The 17520-nt window shown below is 63.5% G+C and carries 20 protein-coding genes and 2 pseudogenes; 12 read left to right on the plus strand and 10 right to left on the minus strand.

Annotation, left to right across the window (positions count from 1 at the left end; genetic code table 11):
• The first annotated feature begins 89 nt into the window (after positions 1-89).
• On the plus strand, positions 90-716 hold the full coding sequence (locus tag EJ078_RS02335) for a TetR/AcrR family transcriptional regulator (RefSeq protein ID WP_127403613.1): 627 nt from the start codon (positions 90-92) through the stop codon (positions 714-716).
• Positions 717-920: 204 nt separating this feature from the next.
• On the opposite strand, the gene EJ078_RS02340 is transcribed toward EJ078_RS02335, so the two are convergent.
• Positions 921-1820, minus strand: coding sequence for a LysR family transcriptional regulator (locus tag EJ078_RS02340; RefSeq protein WP_067324844.1), 900 nt, complete (start codon positions 1818-1820; stop codon positions 921-923).
• A 106-nt stretch (positions 1821-1926) separates the two neighbouring features.
• On the opposite strand from EJ078_RS02340, the gene EJ078_RS02345 reads away from it, so the two are divergent.
• Positions 1927-2688, plus strand: coding sequence for an SDR family oxidoreductase (locus tag EJ078_RS02345; RefSeq protein ID WP_095801140.1), 762 nt, complete (start codon positions 1927-1929; stop codon positions 2686-2688).
• Here EJ078_RS02345 and EJ078_RS02350 read toward each other — a convergent pair.
• A complete protein-coding gene (locus tag EJ078_RS02350; protein ID WP_127403612.1) occupies positions 2685-3536 on the minus strand; it encodes a hypothetical protein in 852 nt (283 codons plus the stop codon). The genes EJ078_RS02345 and EJ078_RS02350 overlap by 4 nt on opposite strands.
• Positions 3537-3609: 73 nt before the next feature.
• On the opposite strand from EJ078_RS02350, the gene EJ078_RS02355 reads away from it, so the two are divergent.
• From EJ078_RS02355 to groL, 5 genes are all read left to right on the plus strand, one after another.
• Positions 3610-4404, plus strand: a complete 795-nt coding sequence (locus EJ078_RS02355; protein WP_127216891.1) for a methyltransferase domain-containing protein — start codon at positions 3610-3612, stop codon at positions 4402-4404.
• Positions 4405-4503: 99 nt separating this feature from the next.
• Positions 4504-4974 carry a hypothetical protein gene (locus EJ078_RS02360; RefSeq protein WP_127403611.1) on the plus strand — a complete coding sequence of 157 codons (471 nt, stop codon included), beginning with the start codon at positions 4504-4506 and terminating at the stop codon, positions 4972-4974.
• An 88-nt stretch (positions 4975-5062) separates the two neighbouring features.
• Positions 5063-5566 carry a hypothetical protein gene (locus EJ078_RS02365; protein WP_127403610.1) on the plus strand — a complete coding sequence of 168 codons (504 nt, stop codon included), beginning with the start codon at positions 5063-5065 and terminating at the stop codon, positions 5564-5566.
• 258 nt (positions 5567-5824) lie between these two features.
• Positions 5825-6121, plus strand: a complete 297-nt coding sequence (gene groES / locus EJ078_RS02370) for a co-chaperone GroES (protein WP_010915433.1) — start codon at positions 5825-5827, stop codon at positions 6119-6121.
• 64 nt (positions 6122-6185) lie between these two features.
• Complete coding sequence (gene groL / locus EJ078_RS02375) at positions 6186-7838, plus strand: chaperonin GroEL (protein WP_067324836.1); 1653 nt, start codon at positions 6186-6188, stop codon at positions 7836-7838.
• Positions 7839-8306: 468 nt separating this feature from the next.
• On the opposite strand, the pseudogene EJ078_RS02380 reads toward groL, so the two are convergent.
• From EJ078_RS02380 to EJ078_RS02395, 4 genes and pseudogenes are all read right to left on the minus strand, one after another.
• A pseudogene (locus EJ078_RS02380) lies at positions 8307-8917 on the minus strand (LysE family translocator).
• A gap of 235 nt (positions 8918-9152) precedes the next feature.
• Positions 9153-9485: pseudogene (locus EJ078_RS02385) on the minus strand (YkgJ family cysteine cluster protein); the annotation flags it as partial.
• Positions 9486-9678: 193 nt separating this feature from the next.
• Positions 9679-10461: an SRPBCC domain-containing protein gene (locus EJ078_RS02390; protein WP_245457244.1), complete on the minus strand. Its 783-nt coding sequence runs from the start codon at positions 10459-10461 to the stop codon at positions 9679-9681.
• Positions 10458-10778, minus strand: a complete 321-nt coding sequence (locus EJ078_RS02395; protein ID WP_067001113.1) for a metalloregulator ArsR/SmtB family transcription factor — start codon at positions 10776-10778, stop codon at positions 10458-10460. The genes EJ078_RS02390 and EJ078_RS02395 overlap by 4 nt, the downstream gene beginning before the upstream one ends.
• A 141-nt stretch (positions 10779-10919) precedes the next feature.
• Between EJ078_RS02395 and EJ078_RS02400 the strand changes: the two genes are divergently transcribed.
• Positions 10920-11099, plus strand: coding sequence for a CsbD family protein (locus EJ078_RS02400; protein WP_095802556.1), 180 nt, complete (start codon positions 10920-10922; stop codon positions 11097-11099).
• 166 nt (positions 11100-11265) lie between these two features.
• Complete coding sequence (locus tag EJ078_RS02405) at positions 11266-11445, plus strand: CsbD family protein (RefSeq protein ID WP_095784086.1); 180 nt, start codon at positions 11266-11268, stop codon at positions 11443-11445.
• A 129-nt stretch (positions 11446-11574) separates the two neighbouring features.
• Here the strand turns inward: EJ078_RS02405 and EJ078_RS02410 are convergent, their stop codons facing one another.
• Positions 11575-12708 carry a metallophosphoesterase gene (locus EJ078_RS02410; RefSeq protein ID WP_208721062.1) on the minus strand — a complete coding sequence of 378 codons (1134 nt, stop codon included), beginning with the start codon at positions 12706-12708 and terminating at the stop codon, positions 11575-11577.
• Between the two features lie 145 nt (positions 12709-12853).
• On the opposite strand from EJ078_RS02410, the gene EJ078_RS02415 reads away from it, so the two are divergent.
• Entirely contained in the window at positions 12854-13447 is a 594-nt protein-coding gene (locus EJ078_RS02415; RefSeq protein ID WP_127217106.1) for a hypothetical protein, read from the plus strand.
• A 45-nt stretch (positions 13448-13492) separates the two neighbouring features.
• Here EJ078_RS02415 and EJ078_RS02420 read toward each other — a convergent pair whose 3' ends face one another.
• Entirely contained in the window at positions 13493-14152 is a 660-nt protein-coding gene (locus tag EJ078_RS02420) for a TetR/AcrR family transcriptional regulator (RefSeq protein WP_127217105.1), read from the minus strand.
• Between EJ078_RS02420 and EJ078_RS02425 the strand changes: the two genes are divergently transcribed.
• Complete coding sequence (locus EJ078_RS02425) at positions 14145-15026, plus strand: NIPSNAP family protein (protein ID WP_306462625.1); 882 nt, start codon at positions 14145-14147, stop codon at positions 15024-15026. The two genes, EJ078_RS02420 and EJ078_RS02425, sit on opposite strands and share 8 nt — an antisense overlap.
• Here EJ078_RS02425 and EJ078_RS02430 read toward each other — a convergent pair whose 3' ends face one another.
• The gene (locus EJ078_RS02430) at positions 15027-15863 is read right to left on the minus strand and encodes an alpha/beta hydrolase (RefSeq protein ID WP_067324826.1); all 837 of its coding nucleotides are present in this window, start codon (positions 15861-15863) and stop codon (positions 15027-15029) included. It abuts the gene before it with no gap.
• A complete protein-coding gene (choX, locus tag EJ078_RS02435) occupies positions 15860-16798 on the minus strand; it encodes a choline ABC transporter substrate-binding protein (RefSeq protein WP_127403609.1) in 939 nt (312 codons plus the stop codon). The genes EJ078_RS02430 and choX overlap by 4 nt, the downstream gene beginning before the upstream one ends.
• Positions 16799-16906: 108 nt before the next feature.
• On the opposite strand from choX, the gene betI reads away from it, so the two are divergent.
• On the plus strand, positions 16907-17518 hold the full coding sequence (gene betI, locus EJ078_RS02440) for a transcriptional regulator BetI (RefSeq protein ID WP_127216670.1): 612 nt from the start codon (positions 16907-16909) through the stop codon (positions 17516-17518).
• Positions 17519-17520: the final 2 nt, after the last annotated feature.

The raw sequence follows: 17520 nt of genomic DNA on the forward strand, positions 1-17520 counted from the left end.
GGTGAAAAAGCTGACAAGTTGTCAGCATTCACGAAACTGATACTTGATCAGTTTCCTGTCAACCGAGAATCAACGACTGCCCGCGCGAGATGAGGCAAACTAGGCAAACGGCGACGGCACCCAGACGCAGGCCCAAGCAGGAGCGCAGCCGCGAGCGCATCGACGCGATCCTCGCTACGACCATGCGGCTGATCGGCGAGAAGGGCATAGACGCGGTCACGATGAAGGAAGTCGGCGCGCTGGCGGGCGGGCCGATCGCCACGGTCTATCATTATTTTCCAAGCAAGTCGGCGATCTTGGCGATGCTCTACGAGCGTTTCTCGGAGGAGAGCCGGGCTCGCTTCGGCGCGATCATCGCCGATATCCGGGGAGTGGATGACGTGACCGCTGCAGCCGATCGGCTGCTCGACGATTACTACGGCCGTGTCGCGGCGGATCCGGCGATCCAGGATCTGCAGAACGCGATCCAGGCCGACAAGGCGCTGCAGCATCTCGACATCGCCGAGACGCGGCATCAGGCGAAGATGTTCTGCGACCGTGTGGCGCCGATGCTGAAGCCTAAGCAGCGCGAGGCGTTCGGGCGCGTGGTGTTCCTGATCTTTCAGCTCGCCGGCGGCGTCGTGCGGCTGGCGCTGACGCAGGACGAGGCGGAAGGCCGGCGCACGATCGAGGATTACCGGTCGATCATCCACGCGCAGTTGCGGCTGTTTTTGTAGGCATCCCTAACGGTGGTCATCCTCGGGCTTGACCCGAGGATCCATGCCGCGACTCCGTCATAGAGCGCAACGGCGGAGAATTCTGCAATCCTTGCAACGCCTTAGCGTCACGGCATGGATCCTAGGGTCTGCGCGCGTCGCTTCGCTCCTTGCTCCGCCCTAGGATGACGACCGCTGGATACGATCCCCTCCGCGATTGCCAACTTACCCCGCATCCAGCTTCGGCCCCAGGATCTCCACCAGCCAATCGACAAACACCCTGACCCGTGGCGACAACTGCCGGCTCGGCGGATAGAGCACCGAGATCGGCGTGGGCGTCGGCGGAAAATCGGGTAGCACTTCGACCAGCCGGCCTGCCTCGAGGTCGTCCGCATATCGGAGCCTTGGCGCCTGGAACAGCCCGAAGCCCAGCCGGACCAGCGCAGCACTCGTGTCCGAATTGGCGACCGTGACCCGCGACGGCAGGACGATCTCGCGAACCATGCCGTCGACGGTGAATTCCAGCGGCATCACCTGCCTCGTGCGCGACGACACGAAGCCGATCATCATGTGCCCAGCCAAGTCGTCCGGCGTGCGCGGCACGCCGTGGCGTTCGAGATAGGCGGGGCTGGCCACGGTGATTTCGCGCGCGATGCCGAGACGCCGCACGATCATGTCGCTGTCGGGAAGCGTGCCGGCCCGGATGACGCAATCGACGCCTTCACGCACGAGGTCGACGAGGCGGTCGCCTTCGCCGATATGCACGGTCAGGCCCGGATATCGGGCGAGCAGCGCCGGCAGTTCCGGCAGCAGGAAGGTGCGCGCCATATGGCCGTTGACGTCGACGCTGAGGCGCCCACGCACCTCATGCGCGCCGAAGCCGCCCTCGGCATCCTCGATGTCGGCGAGGATGCCGATGCAACGCTGGTAATAGGCTTCACCGTCGAGCGTGGTGGTGACGTGGCGCGTGGTGCGACGCAGCAGCTGCACGCCCAACCGCTCCTCCAACTGCTTAATCGCGGCGGTGGCGCTGGAGCGCGGCAGGCCGAGATCGGCAGCGGCCGCCGTGAAGCTGCGCCGTTCCACGACGCGGGTGAAGAGCCGCATGCTGTCGAACCTGTCCATCGCGGATTGTTCGCAAATCTTGAATAGAGTTGGCAATCCATGCCAGATTATATCGGTCATTCGCGCGAGTATATGGATCACCATCGCCAAGACGGAGATTTTCACCATGACCACTCGCGCCATTGCCCTCATCACCGGCGGCAGCCGCGGCCTCGGCCGCAACACAGCGCTCAACCTCGCCCGCAAGGGCGTCGACGTCATCCTCACCTACCGCTCGCGCGCCGACGAGGCGAAGGCGGCGATCGCCGAGATCGAGGCCGCAGGCGGCCGCGCCGCGGCGCTCGAGCTCGACACCGGCGCCGTTACCACCTTCCCGGCTTTCGTCGCGGCATTGAGAAAGACGCTTCAGGGAACCTGGCAGCGCGACCGCTTCGATTATCTCGTCAACAATGCCGGGACCGGCCTGCGCAAGCCGATCGCCGAGACGACGGAAGAGGAATTCGACACGCTGATGAACATCCATCTCAAAGGCGTGTTCTTCCTAACCCAGGCGCTGCTGCCGCTGATCAACGATGGCGGCCGCATCGTCAACGTGTCGAGCGGGCTGGCGCGCTTCTCGGTTCCGGGCTCGGCCGCCTATGCGATGATGAAGGGCGGCATCGAGGTGTTCACGCGCTACCTCGCCAAGGAGCTCAGCCAGCGCCGCATCACCGCCAACACCGTGGCGCCCGGCGCCATCGCCACCGACTTCAACGGCGGCCATGTGCGCGACGACGCCGAGATCAACCGCGTCGTGGCTGGCATGACGGCGCTCGGCCGCGCCGGCGTCGCCGACGATATCGGGCCGATGATCGCCTCGCTGCTGTCGGAGGACAATCGCTGGGTCAACGCCCAGCGCATCGAGGTCTCGGGCGGCATGAATATCTAAGCGTGTTGGCGGATCAACCCTTCGAAGCCATCGGCAAGATTGGCATTGCCGGCGGCGATGAAGCTCGACAGATTGCGGGCGCGTCCAGGCGTTTTGTTGGCATCGAGCAGCACCGCCCTGCCCTCATGCATGACGAAATCGAACTTTCCGTAGTCGAAGCCCAGCTTGCGCCTTAGCGCGCGAAGCTCGTCCGGCACCGGAACCGCCTCGCGACGGATCGTGTCGTCGCCCTTGACCAGGCTCTGCGGCGAGACATGGCGTGTACAGCGCTCGCGCTCACCGCAGAACAGCCAGAAACGGGCGGCAAAGCCATCCGGCTCAGGCTCGGGAATGAATTTTTCCACAATGAGGTCCTCGCGTCCGAACAGCTCGGCCGGAACGTCGGCGAGCGAGGCATGGATCTGGTATTGGTCGAAAGATTCGACGCCGGGAAACGGCATCGGCTTGCCGGCGCGCCGCGGGCGCCGATTCAGTTGCTGTTCCGGCGTTCCCCGATGGTTGAGGCTGCTCTTGACGATAACCTGCCCCTTCCAGCCGTCGTCCTTGCCGACGACGGCTCCGCTGATGCGGCGCTTGGAAATGTCGGCGGCGCCGAGATTGAGGCAGAAGCGAAAGGCGCGGGCATACTCGACATAATCGGGCGACGTTACGGTCGCATCGACATGCAGCACCGCGATATCGGCGGCCGGCTTCGCCGACGTGCCGCTGAGGACCTGCACCGAATGGCCGCGGCGCTTCAGTTCCTCCAGCAGATCGAAGAGCATGTACGGGCTGTCCCGGCGCCATAGCAGCCCGCGCCGGCTTTGGAAGCGGTCGAACTCATGCGTGATAACGGCGATGCGTGCCATTGTTCCCCACTTGGCCTATCAAGCGTCGTCCACTATTCGATCGGATACAACGCGCTACCGGGCTGGGGTTTGCATGACCGAGCATTGGAATGCAATTCGCAAACATTGGCAGTTGCTCGGCTCACCCCTGCGGCCGCCGGCGGAGGTTATCGAAACCTACGATCGCGAGCTCGGCCTTGCCCCGTCGGATGTCGTGATGCTCGGCGTGACACCCGAGCTCGCCGGGCTCGGCGCCACGATGACGGCGGTCGACGAGTCTTCGGACATGATTGCCGGCATTTGGCCAGGCGACACCGATACGCGCAAGGCGGTGCAGGGCGACTGGTTCGATCTGCCGTTCGCCGATGCAAGCGTCGAGGCGCTGATCGGCGACGGATGTCTCTCGGTCATCGGCGCCGCCGGCCTCAGGCGCACCCTATTTGCGTCGATCGCGCGCGCGCTCAAGTCCGACGGCCGCGCCGGCATCAGGCTTTACGCCTCTCCCGCAACGCCGGACGACCCGAAGGATGTCCGCGCTCTGGCACTAAGCGGCGGCGTCTCGACTTTCCATGAGCTCAAATGGCGCGTGGCCATGACCGCGATCGGCGACGCGCCGGATTACACGATCCCGGTCAAAGCCATCCTCGAACACTTCGAAAGGGTGTTTCCCGACCGCGAGGAGCTGTCGGCCCGAACCGGATGGGAACTACCGGTCATCGGAACCATAGACGTCTACCGGAACTCGTCCGCCGTCTATAGTTTTGCGCCGGCGGCCGTCTTGATCGAGGAAGCCGAGGTCTTCTTCAAAGCCGTCCGATTGGCCTCGACCGGAAGCTACGGGCTCGCCGAGCGGTGTCCGCTGCTGGTGCTGGGGCCACCTAACCGCTGAAATCTACAGGCAGAGCTGTGACGCAAAAATTGCAAAGCGCCCTGCAATAATTCATCTTCGCCACGTCGAAATCTATCGGCCAAAAAGATGGGCTCGGGCATGAAGATACTTGCGGCATTGCTGTCGATCCTGTTGTGCGCACTCCTCTATCCGTCCTCTCCTGCCGGAGCCGATGGCACTCCCGCAACCATTCCCTTGATAAAACTTGAGTATCCGGGGAGCCCTAAGAATATTCGTATGCTCTATGTGAGAATTCTCTCTCTCGGAAACCGGAAAATCAATCAGCCTCTTTTGCTGGATACCGGCTCAAGCGGAATGACGATCGATTGTCGTTCGACGCTCCCCGCCGGATTATGCTCCGAGAACGGTATCAAGGTTGCGAAAACCCTGGAATTGGACGGTATAATTGTCACGACCCAAAAAGTGGTCATGCACTATGGCACCTACGATGAGTATGGAAATATCGCTTCGGCGCGTGTGACTTTTGGTTCGTCAAGGCGCGCTGGCCTCCACGGACAGGCGAATATCGTTCCTAATCCGCTACAAGAAAGTCAGGCGCGACACAGGTGAAGTTGTCGGCGGCCCGCTTTGGCCAAAAGGCATCTTTGGCATCTCGCCCATTGGGGGCGACGGGCCACATCAGATGATCAAATCGCCAATGGACGCAGTGAGCGTGGGACCCGGCCTGCATAGAGGTTACTACCTTTCTGCGATCGGCAGTAAGTGGAAAGCCTGCACAAATGAGGCCGGCAACTGCCCACAGGTAGAAGCCCTCCACGTCGGCATCCCAGATGACGTGAAGAAGAATTTCAAGATACAAAAATGGAAACAGGCCAGCCCGCGATACAATTTCCCCACTCTTGACTCCTGTCTCTCATGGGGCTCTGAGCCGGTTTGTCGGCCGACGCTGTACGACACGGGCAACTCAACCATAATGGTCCCAACCGATACATCCAAACCGTATGCATCATTGAATGTCGGCACCAAGGTGGTGGTGAAAACCGAAGGCCAGGACGATTGGAATTTTACAACCACCTACAAGCCTGAGGTGGAAATTGTCCCTGGCCTTGAACGTAATATCGTCGGTATCCGGTATTTTGAAAGAAACAGCTTGCTCGTCGATCTTGAAACTCAGGAGATCGGCTTGCGGCTTGGATATTAAGCAGCCGATGCTCGGCCGTCCCATCGAACTCACGAGCAATTTCTGCCAAGTAGTCGTGGGGCAACCACTGTGTTTCAGAACCACGTCGGTACATGGAAAAAATTTTGCGCCATTGCCCCTCCCCGCGCGCCTTGACTCTCGCAAGCCACCAGCCTATCTCAGCGCCACGTTAGCACTCGCCTTAGGTGAGTGCTAACTTATATCCGGCCTCGCCGGATGGAGGAACAGTTCTCACCGTTCTCATTCGAGGAAGACAACATGGCAAAGTCCAAGTTCCGCCCGCTTCATGACCGCGTGGTCGTTCGCCGGGTCGAATCCGAATCCAAGACCGCCGGCGGGATCATCATCCCGGATACGGCGAAGGAGAAGCCGCAGGAAGGCGAGATCATCGCCGTCGGCTCCGGCGCCCGCGACGAAAGCGGCAAGCTCGTGCCGCTGGACGTCAAGGCCGGCGACCGCATCCTGTTCGGCAAGTGGTCGGGCACCGAAGTCAAGCTCAATGGCGAAGACCTTCTGATCATGAAGGAATCCGACATCATGGGCATCATCGGCTGATCATCGGCCTCTCTCTATCAACTGAATTTTCGGGCTCTGTCCGAGCCCCTGTCAGGAGCTTACTATGGCTGCAAAAGACGTAAAATTCTCCCGCGACGCCCGTGAGCGCATGCTGCGCGGCGTCAACATCCTCGCCGACGCGGTGAAGGTCACCCTCGGTCCGAAGGGCCGCAACGTCGTCATCGACAAGTCGTTCGGCGCCCCGCGCATCACCAAGGACGGCGTCACCGTCGCCAAGGAGATCGAGCTCGAGGACAAGTTCGAGAACATGGGCGCGCAGATGGTGCGTGAGGTCGCTTCGAAGACCAACGACATCGCCGGCGACGGCACGACCACCGCGACCGTTCTCGCCCAGGCCATCGTCCAGGAAGGCAACAAGGCCGTTGCCGCCGGCATGAACCCGATGGATCTGAAGCGCGGCATCGACCTCGCCGTCACCGAAGTCGTTACCGCTCTCGGCAAGGCTGCCAAGAAGATCAAGACCTCCGAGGAAGTCGCCCAGGTCGGCACGATCTCGGCCAATGGCGACGAGTCGGTCGGCAAGATGATCGCGGAAGCGATGCAGAAGGTCGGCAACGAAGGCGTCATCACCGTCGAGGAAGCCAAGACCGCCGAGACCGAGCTGGAAGTCGTCGAAGGCATGCAGTTCGACCGCGGCTATCTCTCGCCCTACTTCGTCACCAACGCCGACAAGATGGTCGCCGATCTGGAAGACGCCTACATCCTGCTGCACGAGAAGAAGCTCTCCAACCTGCAGGCCATGCTGCCGGTCCTGGAAGCCGTCGTTCAGACCTCGAAGCCGCTGCTCATCATCTCGGAAGACGTCGAAGGCGAGGCTCTGGCCACGCTGGTCGTCAACAAGCTGCGCGGCGGCCTGAAGATCGCCGCCGTCAAGGCTCCGGGCTTCGGCGACCGCCGCAAGGCCATGCTGGAAGACATCGCCATCCTGACCGGTGGCCAGGTCATCTCGGAAGACCTCGGCATCAAGCTCGAGAATGTCGGCCTCAACATGCTCGGCCGCGCCAAGAAGGTGTCGATCTCCAAGGAGAACACCACCATCGTCGACGGCGCCGGCAAGAAGGCCGAGATCCAGGGCCGCGTTGCCCAGATCAAGCAGCAGATCGAGGAGACCACCTCGGACTACGACAAGGAGAAGCTGCAGGAGCGTCTGGCCAAGCTCGCGGGCGGCGTCGCGGTGATCCGCGTCGGCGGCGCGACCGAGGTCGAGGTCAAGGAAAAGAAGGACCGCGTTGACGACGCTCTGAACGCGACCCGCGCGGCCGTTGAAGAAGGCATCGTCCCCGGCGGCGGCGTCGCGCTGCTGCGCGCTTCGCACGCCGTCAAGGCGACCGGCGTCAATGCTGACCAGGCCGCGGGCATCGCCATCGTTCGTCGCGCGCTGCAGGCTCCGGCCCGCCAGATCGCGGCCAACGCCGGTGCCGAGGCTTCGATCGTTGCCGGCAAGATCCTCGAGAACAAGGCTGCGACCTACGGCTTCAACGCCCAGACCGGCGAGTATGGCGACATGATTGGCATGGGCATCGTCGACCCGGTCAAGGTCGTTCGCACCGCTCTCCAGGACGCGGCCTCGGTCGCCGGCCTGCTGGTCACCACCGAAGCCATGATCGCCGAGGCTCCGAAGAAGGAAGCCGCCGGCGGTATGCCGGGCGGTATGCCTGGCGGCGGCATGGGCGGCATGGGCGGCATGGACTTCTAAGAAGTCCATAAAGCACGCCCATCAACTAACATTGCTCAAGCCCGCAAGCGGGCTTGAGTGGCGGCATGGACTTCTAAGAAGTCCGGTCCCACAGCGAATATGGAAAGGGCGGCAGACATGTCGCCCTTTTTGTTTGGCATGCGGGCAGCCGGTCCAAAGGCGGGCTTCTATACTGTTGCGAAGTGTTGCGATTGGCGAAGGCCCGCGCAACAGCCGATCTCCCCTCTTGAGGGGAGATGCCCGGCAGGGCAAAGGGGGTCCCGCGCATAAGGCTCCGGCGACGACTCCCTTGCAACGAAGGCGCTGGCGCTCCAACGCGCGGCGACCCCCTCTGTCGCCTTCGGCGACATCTCCCCCTCAAGGAGGGAGATCAGCAGCGCCAGCGTCAGCGCTCGGCCATCCCTGCGTCAACCTGATCCGCGTCGCGGACGGGCGATAGTCGAGGCGATGGGCTATATCACGGTTCGCTTACCGATCCGCCAGCGCCAGCTTGGCCCCAGCATGACGAAGGCGCCGGCGAAGGTGCGGCGCATCCAGGTCAGCACCATCGGCCGCGACACGACATGGCTGCGCACCGAAGCCGCGAACACGCCGTAGACGACGAAGACAAGGAAGGTCATCAGCATGAAGACGCCGGACAGTTCCAGCATCCTGGCGAAAGCGTGCGGCTCCGTGGTGCTGACGAATTGCGGCAGGAAGGCGAAGAAGAAGATCGACAGTTTTGGGTTCAAGATGTTGACCAGGATGCCGGAGGTGATCACCTTTCGGGCAGAGCGTGGCGCGGCGTTCTGATCGAGAGCAAGGCCGCCCTTCTCCTTCAGCGTGTTCCAGGCCATGTAGAGCAGATAGGCGACGCCCAGATATTTCAGAGTCTCGAAGGCGACGGCGCTTGTGTGCAGCACCGCCGCAAGGCCGGTGATGGCCGCCGCCATGTGCGGGATGATGCCCAGCGTGCAGCCGAAAGCGGCGATGATCGCGGCGCGAGTGCCGCGCGAGAGGCCGGCGCTCAGCGTGTAGAGAACGCCGGTGCCGGGCGAAGCGACGATAATCAGCGACGTCAACAGGAATTCGATGCTCACGGTTTCCTCCATGGCCTGCACGGCGGGGAAGGTATCGGGAGGTCCGAGCGTGGGCAAGCGGGGAAAGAAAGTAATCTCCCCCTTGTGGTCCCCTCGCGAGGAGATGTCGCCGAAGGCGACAGAGGGGGCTCGCCTCGTGTAGAGCGCGATCACGTCGGCGATTTATGTGAGACGACCCCCTCTGACCGCTTCGCGGCCATCTCCCCCTCGAGGGGGAGATCACGCTCTCCGCCGCCAGCCCATGGGCGGCCCTTGCCATTAGGCAGTCGTCGCCGCCGGGCATGCAGGCGCGGCAGACATGCGGGCGGGCTTCGTAAATCGCGCAGGCCGTCTGCTTGCCCACCTCGCCGCGAAGCGCGGCGCAGCGGCCGTCCTCGCAGCGCATGCCTGACAGGTCGGTCGCGACCAGCTCGTCGGGGATGCGGTCGAGCTCGGCATCCTCTTCGGTCGAAAAGCGCGGCCAGTCCGCCGAATAGGCGCAGCAGGCGCCGCAGCTCTGGCAGTCGAAGGCGGCTGATGCGTCAAGCAGGGTCGGGCAGGGTCGGTCGTGCGGCAAGGCTATCCTCATGCTGGCAAGTGCCTTTAGCACGGAGCCGGGAAATGCGTCGCATCCGGCCGAGCAAAAAATTTTGTTTTGCCGGGAACCCTTTTGCCGGGGCGGTTTTGTCCCTGTTATCGGCAGTTCACGAGTATCGAGAAAAGCTGATAACAAAAGACGCCTCCCGCGCCCTGAAAAGCGCGAGAGGCGTTTTCCATTCGCCTTACATGATCGTGCTCATCATCGGCAGGATTTCATAGCGGAAGCCGCGGCCGGAACGCGCCACCGGGTCGCCTTCGGTAACCGCCCTGGCGTCGGCTTCCGTGCCGACCTGCAGGATCAGAAGCCCCCACGGTCCGGCTGGATCGGCGACTGGGCCGGCAATCATCATTCTGCCTTCACGAAGCAGGCCGCGCAGATAGTCGGCATGCGCATTCATCAGCGCCCTCTCCTCATCTGTCAGGGTGAAGGCGAAATCCGGACGCGGCGGAATCAGCCGGCAATGGAAGACCGAAGGCGACCTGGCAGCCGTCTCCTTGGCAAGGAATTCGTCCAACCAGCCCAGAACGCGCTCCCAACCGGAACCGTGATCGCGGCAGGAGTCCCGTCGCGACCCGAAGCCGTCATGGCGCAGCGTCAGCCGGGTGCCGTTCTCGACGGCTTCGAGCGTATAGGTGACGGTGGTGAGGTTATCGCCGTCCCAGGGCGCCTTCCAGGTCATCACCAGACGATGCGGCGGCTCGACCTCGAGATACTCGCCGGCGACATGGAAGTCCTGCCCGTCCGCGCCCTTGCCTTCCGAGCGCCAGGCGCCGCCCGGCCGGACATCGGCCGTGTGCTTCGTCGTCCGGTACATGTTGTCGGCGCCCCACCAGAGCGGGATCTGGTCCTCAGCGGTAATGGCGCGGAAGACGCGCTCCGGCGGCACGGCGATCGTCACCGTGGCAAGGATGGTACCGGCGGAAATGTCGGCGATCGCGCGCGGCTTGTCTTGGATGGCCATCATTCATTCTCCAGGTAGGATTTGAGATTGCCGAGGCTGTGCTGCCAGAAGTCTCGGTAAGGCAGGATCCAGTCGGCGACATCCTTCAATTCCGCCGGCTCCAGCCGGTAGACTCGCTCGCGGCCCTGCCGCTGCTCGGAAACGACGTTGAGCTCGCGCAGTATCCTCAGATGCTTGGAAATGGCCGGCCGACTCTGCGAGAAGGCGGACGCCAGTTCGTTGACCGGCGCGGGGCCCTGCCGCAGCCGGTCGAGGATGGCGCGCCGCGTCGGATCGGCGATGGCGCGGAAGACGGAACGGTCGTGCTCAGCCTGCGGCATAATGCGTATCCATTTGGTTACATATTATGCCGAATTCGGTCGCCGGTCAATTATCCTCGACCGGTGTGCTTTGGCGCAACGGAACCGCGAAGCACTCCGGCCCGTTTCTCCTCGCGAATTGGATCTCCGGGAGATGCGGAGATGGTGAACATGGACCAAATAGTGGGCTTGGCGAAGCAGATCAAAGGTTCGATCCGGCAAGCCATAGGCAAGGCCGCCGGCAACCGGCCGATGGAAATCAGGGGCATGGCGGACAAGTCGGCAGGCCAGGTGCAGAAGGCCTGTGGCGACATGAAAGCCATGCTCAAAAAAGCGATGTGACCAGCAGGCCCCGCGGTCAGATCTCGAACGCCCGGCACGGGCTGTCCGTCATGCCGACAGCGGCGTGATGCGGCCGGCCGCACGGAACTCAAACATTGCCCGTTCGTTGTCGTGGCGGATGCGGTTGGCGCATCCCGCTCCTATTCCAGGCCCAGGAGATGCGGATATGGTGAACAGGCATCAAGTTGCCGGCATCGCCAAGCAGGTAAAAGGCAGGCTGAAGCAGGCGGCCGGCAAGGCCACCGGCAGCCGGCGCTTGCAGGTGGAAGGCATGTCCGAAAGAATCGCCGGCAGGGTGCGCAAGGCCTATGGCGACGTGAAGGACAAGGCTCGCAAGGCGCTCTGACTCCATACGCCGCGAGGCAATGGCCGACCCGCGCGCCGGCCTGTTCGTCTTTGAGCGCCGACGGCCTCAACACCGCAGAACAGCTCGAACAACAGGCCTGGACAACTCTACCCGGCGCGCTTTCTCCCTTCAGGTGGCCCAGCTTTTGGTGAAGGCGTTGGTGAAAACGACCTCGCCATGGTCGCCGGCCGCCTCAGCCAAGACCACGTCCATGTGGTCATCGGTCACCCGCGCCAGCGCAAAGCCGCCCATGAAGGCCGCCTTCGGCTTGACGAGGTCGAGCCCGTCGCGCCGGTAGATCATCGGCACTGCGTGCTGATGGCCGTGAAAAATGGCGATCACATTATAACCCTTCAGCGTGGCGAGAAGCGCCTGGCGGTCGGCGTCGCCCCACCAGTGCGGGCGGCCGGCGCCGCCTTCGCCATAGGTGCGCTTCACTGGATCCCAGCGCTCGACCGAGAAGGTGTCCCAACCATAGTGCTGGAAGAGAATCACCGGACGGCCGTCGCCGGCATAGGTCGCCAGATCCTGCTTCAGCCATGGCAGGCTGCCCGTCGCGTCATGGCCGGTGTCGCCGGCGAAGCGATGCGTCTGGACGAGGTGCAGGCCGCCCCAATCCCAGGAATAGCAATCGGTGTCGACATCGTAATTGGTCGCCGGCACCGGCGGCTTGAAGAAAACGCCGGGGCGATGGTTGACTTCGACATAGTCGCGCATCTCGCGACGGTACCAGTCGACATGGCGCGTCGGCCCATTCTGGTCGAGATCGTGATTGCCGAGCCCGACATAGACCGGGACATGCACGCGATCAGGGCCGATGCCTTGCTGGTAGCGCTGGCTGAACTGCAGAAGCTGCGTGCCTTCGCTCGGCTCAGTGATCTGGCCGCCGCCATCGTCGGTGATGTCGCCCCCGGTGACGACCCCGAGCGGCGTGCCGATGCGTGTGCCGGCCGAGCGCAGGCCGGTGGCAGCGCCGTTGATCTCGGCCGGCCACTCTTTGTCGTCGATTGCGTTGAGCGCGGCCACATTGCGCAGCAATGCCGCATCGGTCTTGCCTTCCTGCTCGCAATGCGGGCTGAGCCCGGTCGCCATGCGGCAGGCATGGATATCGGCGATGAACAAAAAGGTGGCGTCAATCGGCTGGATAGGCTGGCCGGTCTGGGCGAAAGTGGTGTCCGGCAGGGCGCAGGTCGCGGCAAGGCCGGCCACCCGGGCCAGGAAATCGCGCCGGGACAAGAATGCTGAGGATAAGCGATTCATCATCGCGCCATTGGAACATTTTCAGCGCCGGATCGTCCAGATTGGCGGCTCTTTTCAAGCATTGGTTGAATTCGTGAAGGGCACTTTGGGTCGACAGCGCAGAGAGGGTCTGTCATTCCTTCCAGAACACATTTCCAGGGGAGAAGGCATGAAACCCGTGACGACCTGTGTGGCCCTCTCCATGCTTGCCCTCACCGGCGCCGCCGAGGCGGCCGACTGCGTGGACGCCAAATCCGCCAAGGCCGGCTTCGTGCTGGAGAAGCCCGGCATCCGCAGCGAGTTCCGGCCGGCGCCGGGCGGCATGGTCGCGGTCGCCAACAACTACCAGTCGCAATCGCCGCAGACGCAATATCTTTACGCCGGGCTGATCGAGATTTTCCGCGATAGCGACACGGGCCGGCTGTCAATGATCCCGCTCGGCGACCTCAAAAAGCTCTTCCCGCTGAAGGCCGGTGCCAAGAGCAAGACCGAGTTCGTGCGGCTTTCGGCGAAGAAGGCGCCGAAGGGCACCGAAACACTGGCTTTAAGCGTCAAGGGCAAGGACACCTACAAGCTGGGCGACTGCAAATACACGGTGCTGACGGTGAAAGAGACGCTGACCGGCGATTCCGGCACGGTGATCGACAGCTTCACCGCGCTCTATTCGCCCGACCTGCAAGCGGTGCTGGCGCGGCGCTACGACGAGGGGACGAGCGCGCAGAGCGAAGTGGGGTTCGAGACGATCAAGCCGCTGAGGGAGTGAAGGCTGCCTTTCAGTCAGGGACTTACGATGATCCTCATACCGGCATCAGCGGATTGCCTGCTGCCGCACCACCCTGCGGCGTCGTCTGGCGGGCGAACCGTTCTGTGATGGCGGGGGCTCGACCCGCTCCAAACCCCCCAGGCACTGCCGCAACACACCGGCATCCTGCTCGGCCTTGGCCATCGACATGGCGCCGGAGTAAGCCGCCACCGTCAGCGCGGCAAAGCGGTCGGGATCGGTCCCACCTTCCCGGCCGGCCTCCTGATCGGCGCGCACCTTGTCGGAGATCGCCCGCCGCCAGCCGGCGAAGATATCGGCCAACGCAATACGGAAATCGGGATCGGCGAGCGACAGCTCATGCGCCAGATTGTTGAGCGGGCAGCCGCGCACATAGCCCTGCTGCTCGAGCGCGGCCGCTACCGCCTCAAACACGGCGCGCACGCCCTTGCGCGCCGAAGGCGCCGCCCGCACCGGCTCGATCCAGGTCTCCTCAACCGCGGCCGCCACCCGCTCCTCGATCACCGCCAGCGCCAGCGCCTTCTTGGTCGGGAAATGATGGTGCAGCGCGCCGCCGGTGACGCCGGCCGCCGCCATCAGGTCGCCGAGGCTCGAGGCGTGGTAGCCGCGCGCCTGGAAGCAATCTTCCGCCACGTCGAGCACGCGCCGCCGCATGCCCTGCGGATCGTTGGTGCGCTTCTTGCGCATCGCCACCTCCACCTTTCCCCGTCGGAGAGAAGGGGAAGAACGTAGCATATTGACAAAACAGGACAACCGGTCTGTTTATAAACAGGATGAACACCCTGTTTTCGAGAGTCTAGCCATGAACAGACCTTCCCGCCTTGCGTCGCCGATCGTGGAGCTCAGGCAATACACATTGAAACCCGGCGATCGCGAAACGCTTATCGCGCTGTTCGACCGGGAGTTCATCGAGAGCCAGGAAGCCGTGGGCATGACCGTTATCGGCCAGTTCCGCGACCTCGATCGTCCCGACATGTTCGTCTGGCTGCGCGGCTTCGCCGACATGGAGGCCAGGAGGAAAGCGCTCACCGCCTTCTATGAGGGCCCGGTGTGGGCCGAGCATCGCGACGCCGCCAATGCGACGATGATCGATTCCGACGACGTGCTGTTGCTGAAGCCCGCGTGGCCGGACGCCGGCTTCGACCTGTCGAGGCGGGAGCGGTCGACCGTGAGCGAAGGCGAAAACAAAAGTGCGCAGCCTCACTTAGACGGCATTGTTGAGATTTCGATTCATCATTTGCGCCACGGCATGGAAACCGGCTTTGCCGAGCGTTTCCGGGCGGAAATGGTTCCGCAACTGACGGCCAGCGGGGGCCGGCTGCTCGGCGCCTTCGTCAGCGAGCATGCCGAAAACACTTTTTCGCGGCTGCCGGTGCGAGCCGGCGAAAATGTCTTCATCGCAGTCATCGGTTTCGACGATGGCGACGCCCATGCGAACTATCGGTCCGGCCTTGGCGCTTCTCCGGCATGGCAGGCGGTTCGCCAAACCATGCAGGCTGCTTCGACGCAGCCGGCAGAGACGTTGCGCCTCACGCCGACGGCCCGATCGCTGTTGCGGTAGTCACTCGGCTGGCAGCACGTCGGCTATTGCCTTGGCGACGAAGGCCGGGTCTTCCCAGTGCGGATTGTGGCCGCAGTCCTGCGCCCAGACGAGACGCGATCCGGCAAGCGCCTCGGCCAAAGCCTCCTGGTGCGCTTGGCCGAAGAGGGGATCGCAGGCGCCGGCAATGATCAACGTCCGGACCCGCACAGCCCGCGCCGCCGCGGTCAGATCCGTGCGGCGGATTTCTTCGAGAATGGCGCGCCAGCGCGCCGCCGGCATCGCCGAAGCGTCCGCCGCCAGGCCGGCAAGAAGGGCCCGCGGCACGCCGGACCCGCAGGCGTGCCACCAGTCGTAGAACGGATCAGTCGGCGAGATCGGGTCGCGCAGTTCCGCCACGCCGTCAACCAACGGATGGTCCGGCGCGAAATCTGCCTTCAGCGCCCCGGCCAGGATGACCAGCCCGCCGACCAGTTCCGGATGCCGCGCGGCCACCTGCATGGCGACCATGCCACCCAGCGAATGGCCGAGAACGACCGGCCGGGCGAGCCGCAGGTTGCGGATCAGCCCGGCGACATCGTCGGCGAAATCGGCGATGCCAAAGCCCCTGCCCGCCTGCGAGGCGCCATGGCCGCGCAGGTCCGGCATGACCAGCCGCCGCGCGGAAAGATGCGGCGCCAGCAACGAGAAACTGCGGCTGGTGTCGGTGAAGCCGTGCACCAGGACGAGCGGCGGTTCCGAGCCGGCGACCTCGACATAGGCGAGGTCGAGGCCACCGACATCGACGAATCGCTTGCGGCCGGCCCAGGCGTCCTGCTCGCCCCCCTGTCCCGACAGATCCAATGCCGCGGGCCTCACAGTCCAAGCTTTTCCTTGACCGCGGCGAGGCCGGGCTTGCCGTCGAAGGTGGTGACGCCGGCAAGCCAGGCGTCGACACGATCCTTGTTGAGCGTGATCGACCTAAGCGCCGCTTCCTCCGGCTTCATGCCGTCATTGATGAGGTAGCCCATGCCGACATTTTCCAGATCGATGTCGAAGGCAAGGTTCTTCAGGAACTGCGCCACGTTCGGGCACTCCTGCAGGAATCCCTTGCGCACCTGGGTCGTCACCGTCGCGGCGCCGAAATTCGGGCCGAAGAACTTGTCGCCGCCGGTCAGATACTTGAAGTCGTACATCGTGTTCATCGGATGGGGCGCCCAGCCCTGGAAGACGATGAACTGCTTCTCCTTGATCTCGTAGCCGACCTCCGAGAGCATGCCGGCTTCGCTCGATTCGACCACCTGCCAGCCGTCGAGCTGGAACTGAGGATCGGCGATAGCATCCATCATCAGCTGGTTCGAGCCGGGCTCGATGCCGTACATCTTCTTCCCGAACTTGTCGGCGAATTTGTGCAGGTCGGAGAGATCCTTGACGCCGGCTTCCCAGACGTAGGTCGGCACGGCGAAGGTGTATTTGGCGCCGACCAGATTGACCCGCACATTCTCGATCGAGCCGTCCTTCCTGTAAGGCTCGTAATAAGTGACCATCGCCGGATCCCAGTAGCCGAGGAACAGGTCGAGGTCTTTGTTCTTCATGCCTTCGTAGATGACGTTGATGCCAAGCACGTCGCTCTGCGGCTCATAGCCGAGCGCCTGGAGCAGGACCTTGGCCACGCCCGTCGTGAAGGCGAGATCGTTCCAGCCGGGCTCGGCCATTCGCACCACCTTACATTCCTCCGCCTCGGCCGCCTGAACGGTTTGAGCGGCCACCATCAAGGCAGCGAGACAGACGCCATTCGCAAGCAAGCGCACCATTCCGGTTCTCCTCTGTTGACCATTTGGTCATGTTATTGTCCCAGTGGTCAATGATTGATCTGAGCGGGCGAAAATGTCAACATGGATTCGCAAACATGGATCGATCCGGTGAAGCTCACACGTCTCAGCGACATACGCCGCAAGGAGTTGCGGCAAGCGGCCTTTGCGGTGCTCGAGCGCGAGGGCATTGCCGGCGCCACCTTGGAAAAGGTCGCGGCCCAGGCCGGCGCCTCGAAGGGCATCGTGCTGCACTATTTCCGCAACAAGCAGGAATTGTTCGAGCACGCGATGCGCGAGGCCAATGCAGTGCTGTGCAACGCGGTGGTGGCGCGGCTCAAGCGCGCGCGAACGCCGATCGAGCGGCTGGACGCGGTGATCGAGGGCAATTTCGAGGAGCATTTGTTCCTGCCGCCGCTCTGTCACGCCTGGCTGTCGCTCTGCGCCGAGGTGCCGCGCGACGAGAAGCTGGCGCGCATCCAGCGAGTGATCCACGCGCGCATGCGCTCGAACCTGTTGTCCGGCCTGCGCGGCCTCGCATCGCCGGAGTTGGCCGCGGAGATCGTACTCGGCGTCACCGCTCTGATCGACGGGCTGTGGCTCAGGCTTGGCCTGCAGCCGGGCAGCGTGTCGCGCGCGCAGGCGGTCCGCCAGGTCAAGGACTATGTCGCGGGGCGGCTCGCGCTGCGCCAGCCCGCGGCCATCGGCCTGGCGGCCGGATAACA

This window comes from Mesorhizobium sp. M1A.F.Ca.IN.022.06.1.1 (assembly GCF_003952605.1).
Classification (GTDB): Bacteria; Pseudomonadota; Alphaproteobacteria; order Rhizobiales; family Rhizobiaceae; genus Mesorhizobium.

Bases quoted from the DNA above. Each gene is read 5' to 3' on its own strand.
- EJ078_RS02350 (WP_127403612.1), bottom strand. From the start codon at position 3,536: ATGGCACGCATCGCCGTTATCACGCATGAGTTCGACCGCTTCCAAAGC.
- EJ078_RS02400 (WP_095802556.1), top strand. From the start codon at position 10,920: ATGGTGAACATGGACCAAATAGTGGGCTTGGCGAAGCAGATCAAAGGT.
- EJ078_RS02410 (WP_208721062.1), bottom strand. From the start codon at position 12,708: ATGATGAATCGCTTATCCTCAGCATTCTTGTCCCGGCGCGATTTCCTG.
- groL (WP_067324836.1), top strand. From the start codon at position 6,186: ATGGCTGCAAAAGACGTAAAATTCTCCCGCGACGCCCGTGAGCGCATG.
- EJ078_RS02345 (WP_095801140.1), top strand. From the start codon at position 1,927: ATGACCACTCGCGCCATTGCCCTCATCACCGGCGGCAGCCGCGGCCTC.
- EJ078_RS02360 (WP_127403611.1), top strand. From the start codon at position 4,504: ATGAAGATACTTGCGGCATTGCTGTCGATCCTGTTGTGCGCACTCCTC.
- EJ078_RS02390 (WP_245457244.1), bottom strand. From the start codon at position 10,461: ATGATGGCCATCCAAGACAAGCCGCGCGCGATCGCCGACATTTCCGCC.
- EJ078_RS02355 (WP_127216891.1), top strand. From the start codon at position 3,610: ATGACCGAGCATTGGAATGCAATTCGCAAACATTGGCAGTTGCTCGGC.
- EJ078_RS02415 (WP_127217106.1), top strand. From the start codon at position 12,854: ATGAAACCCGTGACGACCTGTGTGGCCCTCTCCATGCTTGCCCTCACC.
- EJ078_RS02420 (WP_127217105.1), bottom strand. From the start codon at position 14,152: ATGCGCAAGAAGCGCACCAACGATCCGCAGGGCATGCGGCGGCGCGTG.
- EJ078_RS02335 (WP_127403613.1), top strand. From the start codon at position 90: ATGAGGCAAACTAGGCAAACGGCGACGGCACCCAGACGCAGGCCCAAG.
- EJ078_RS02365 (WP_127403610.1), top strand. From the start codon at position 5,063: ATGGACGCAGTGAGCGTGGGACCCGGCCTGCATAGAGGTTACTACCTT.
- groES (WP_010915433.1), top strand. From the start codon at position 5,825: ATGGCAAAGTCCAAGTTCCGCCCGCTTCATGACCGCGTGGTCGTTCGC.
- EJ078_RS02395 (WP_067001113.1), bottom strand. From the start codon at position 10,778: ATGCCGCAGGCTGAGCACGACCGTTCCGTCTTCCGCGCCATCGCCGAT.
- choX (WP_127403609.1), bottom strand. From the start codon at position 16,798: ATGGTGCGCTTGCTTGCGAATGGCGTCTGTCTCGCTGCCTTGATGGTG.
- EJ078_RS02405 (WP_095784086.1), top strand. From the start codon at position 11,266: ATGGTGAACAGGCATCAAGTTGCCGGCATCGCCAAGCAGGTAAAAGGC.
- EJ078_RS02340 (WP_067324844.1), bottom strand. From the start codon at position 1,820: ATGGACAGGTTCGACAGCATGCGGCTCTTCACCCGCGTCGTGGAACGG.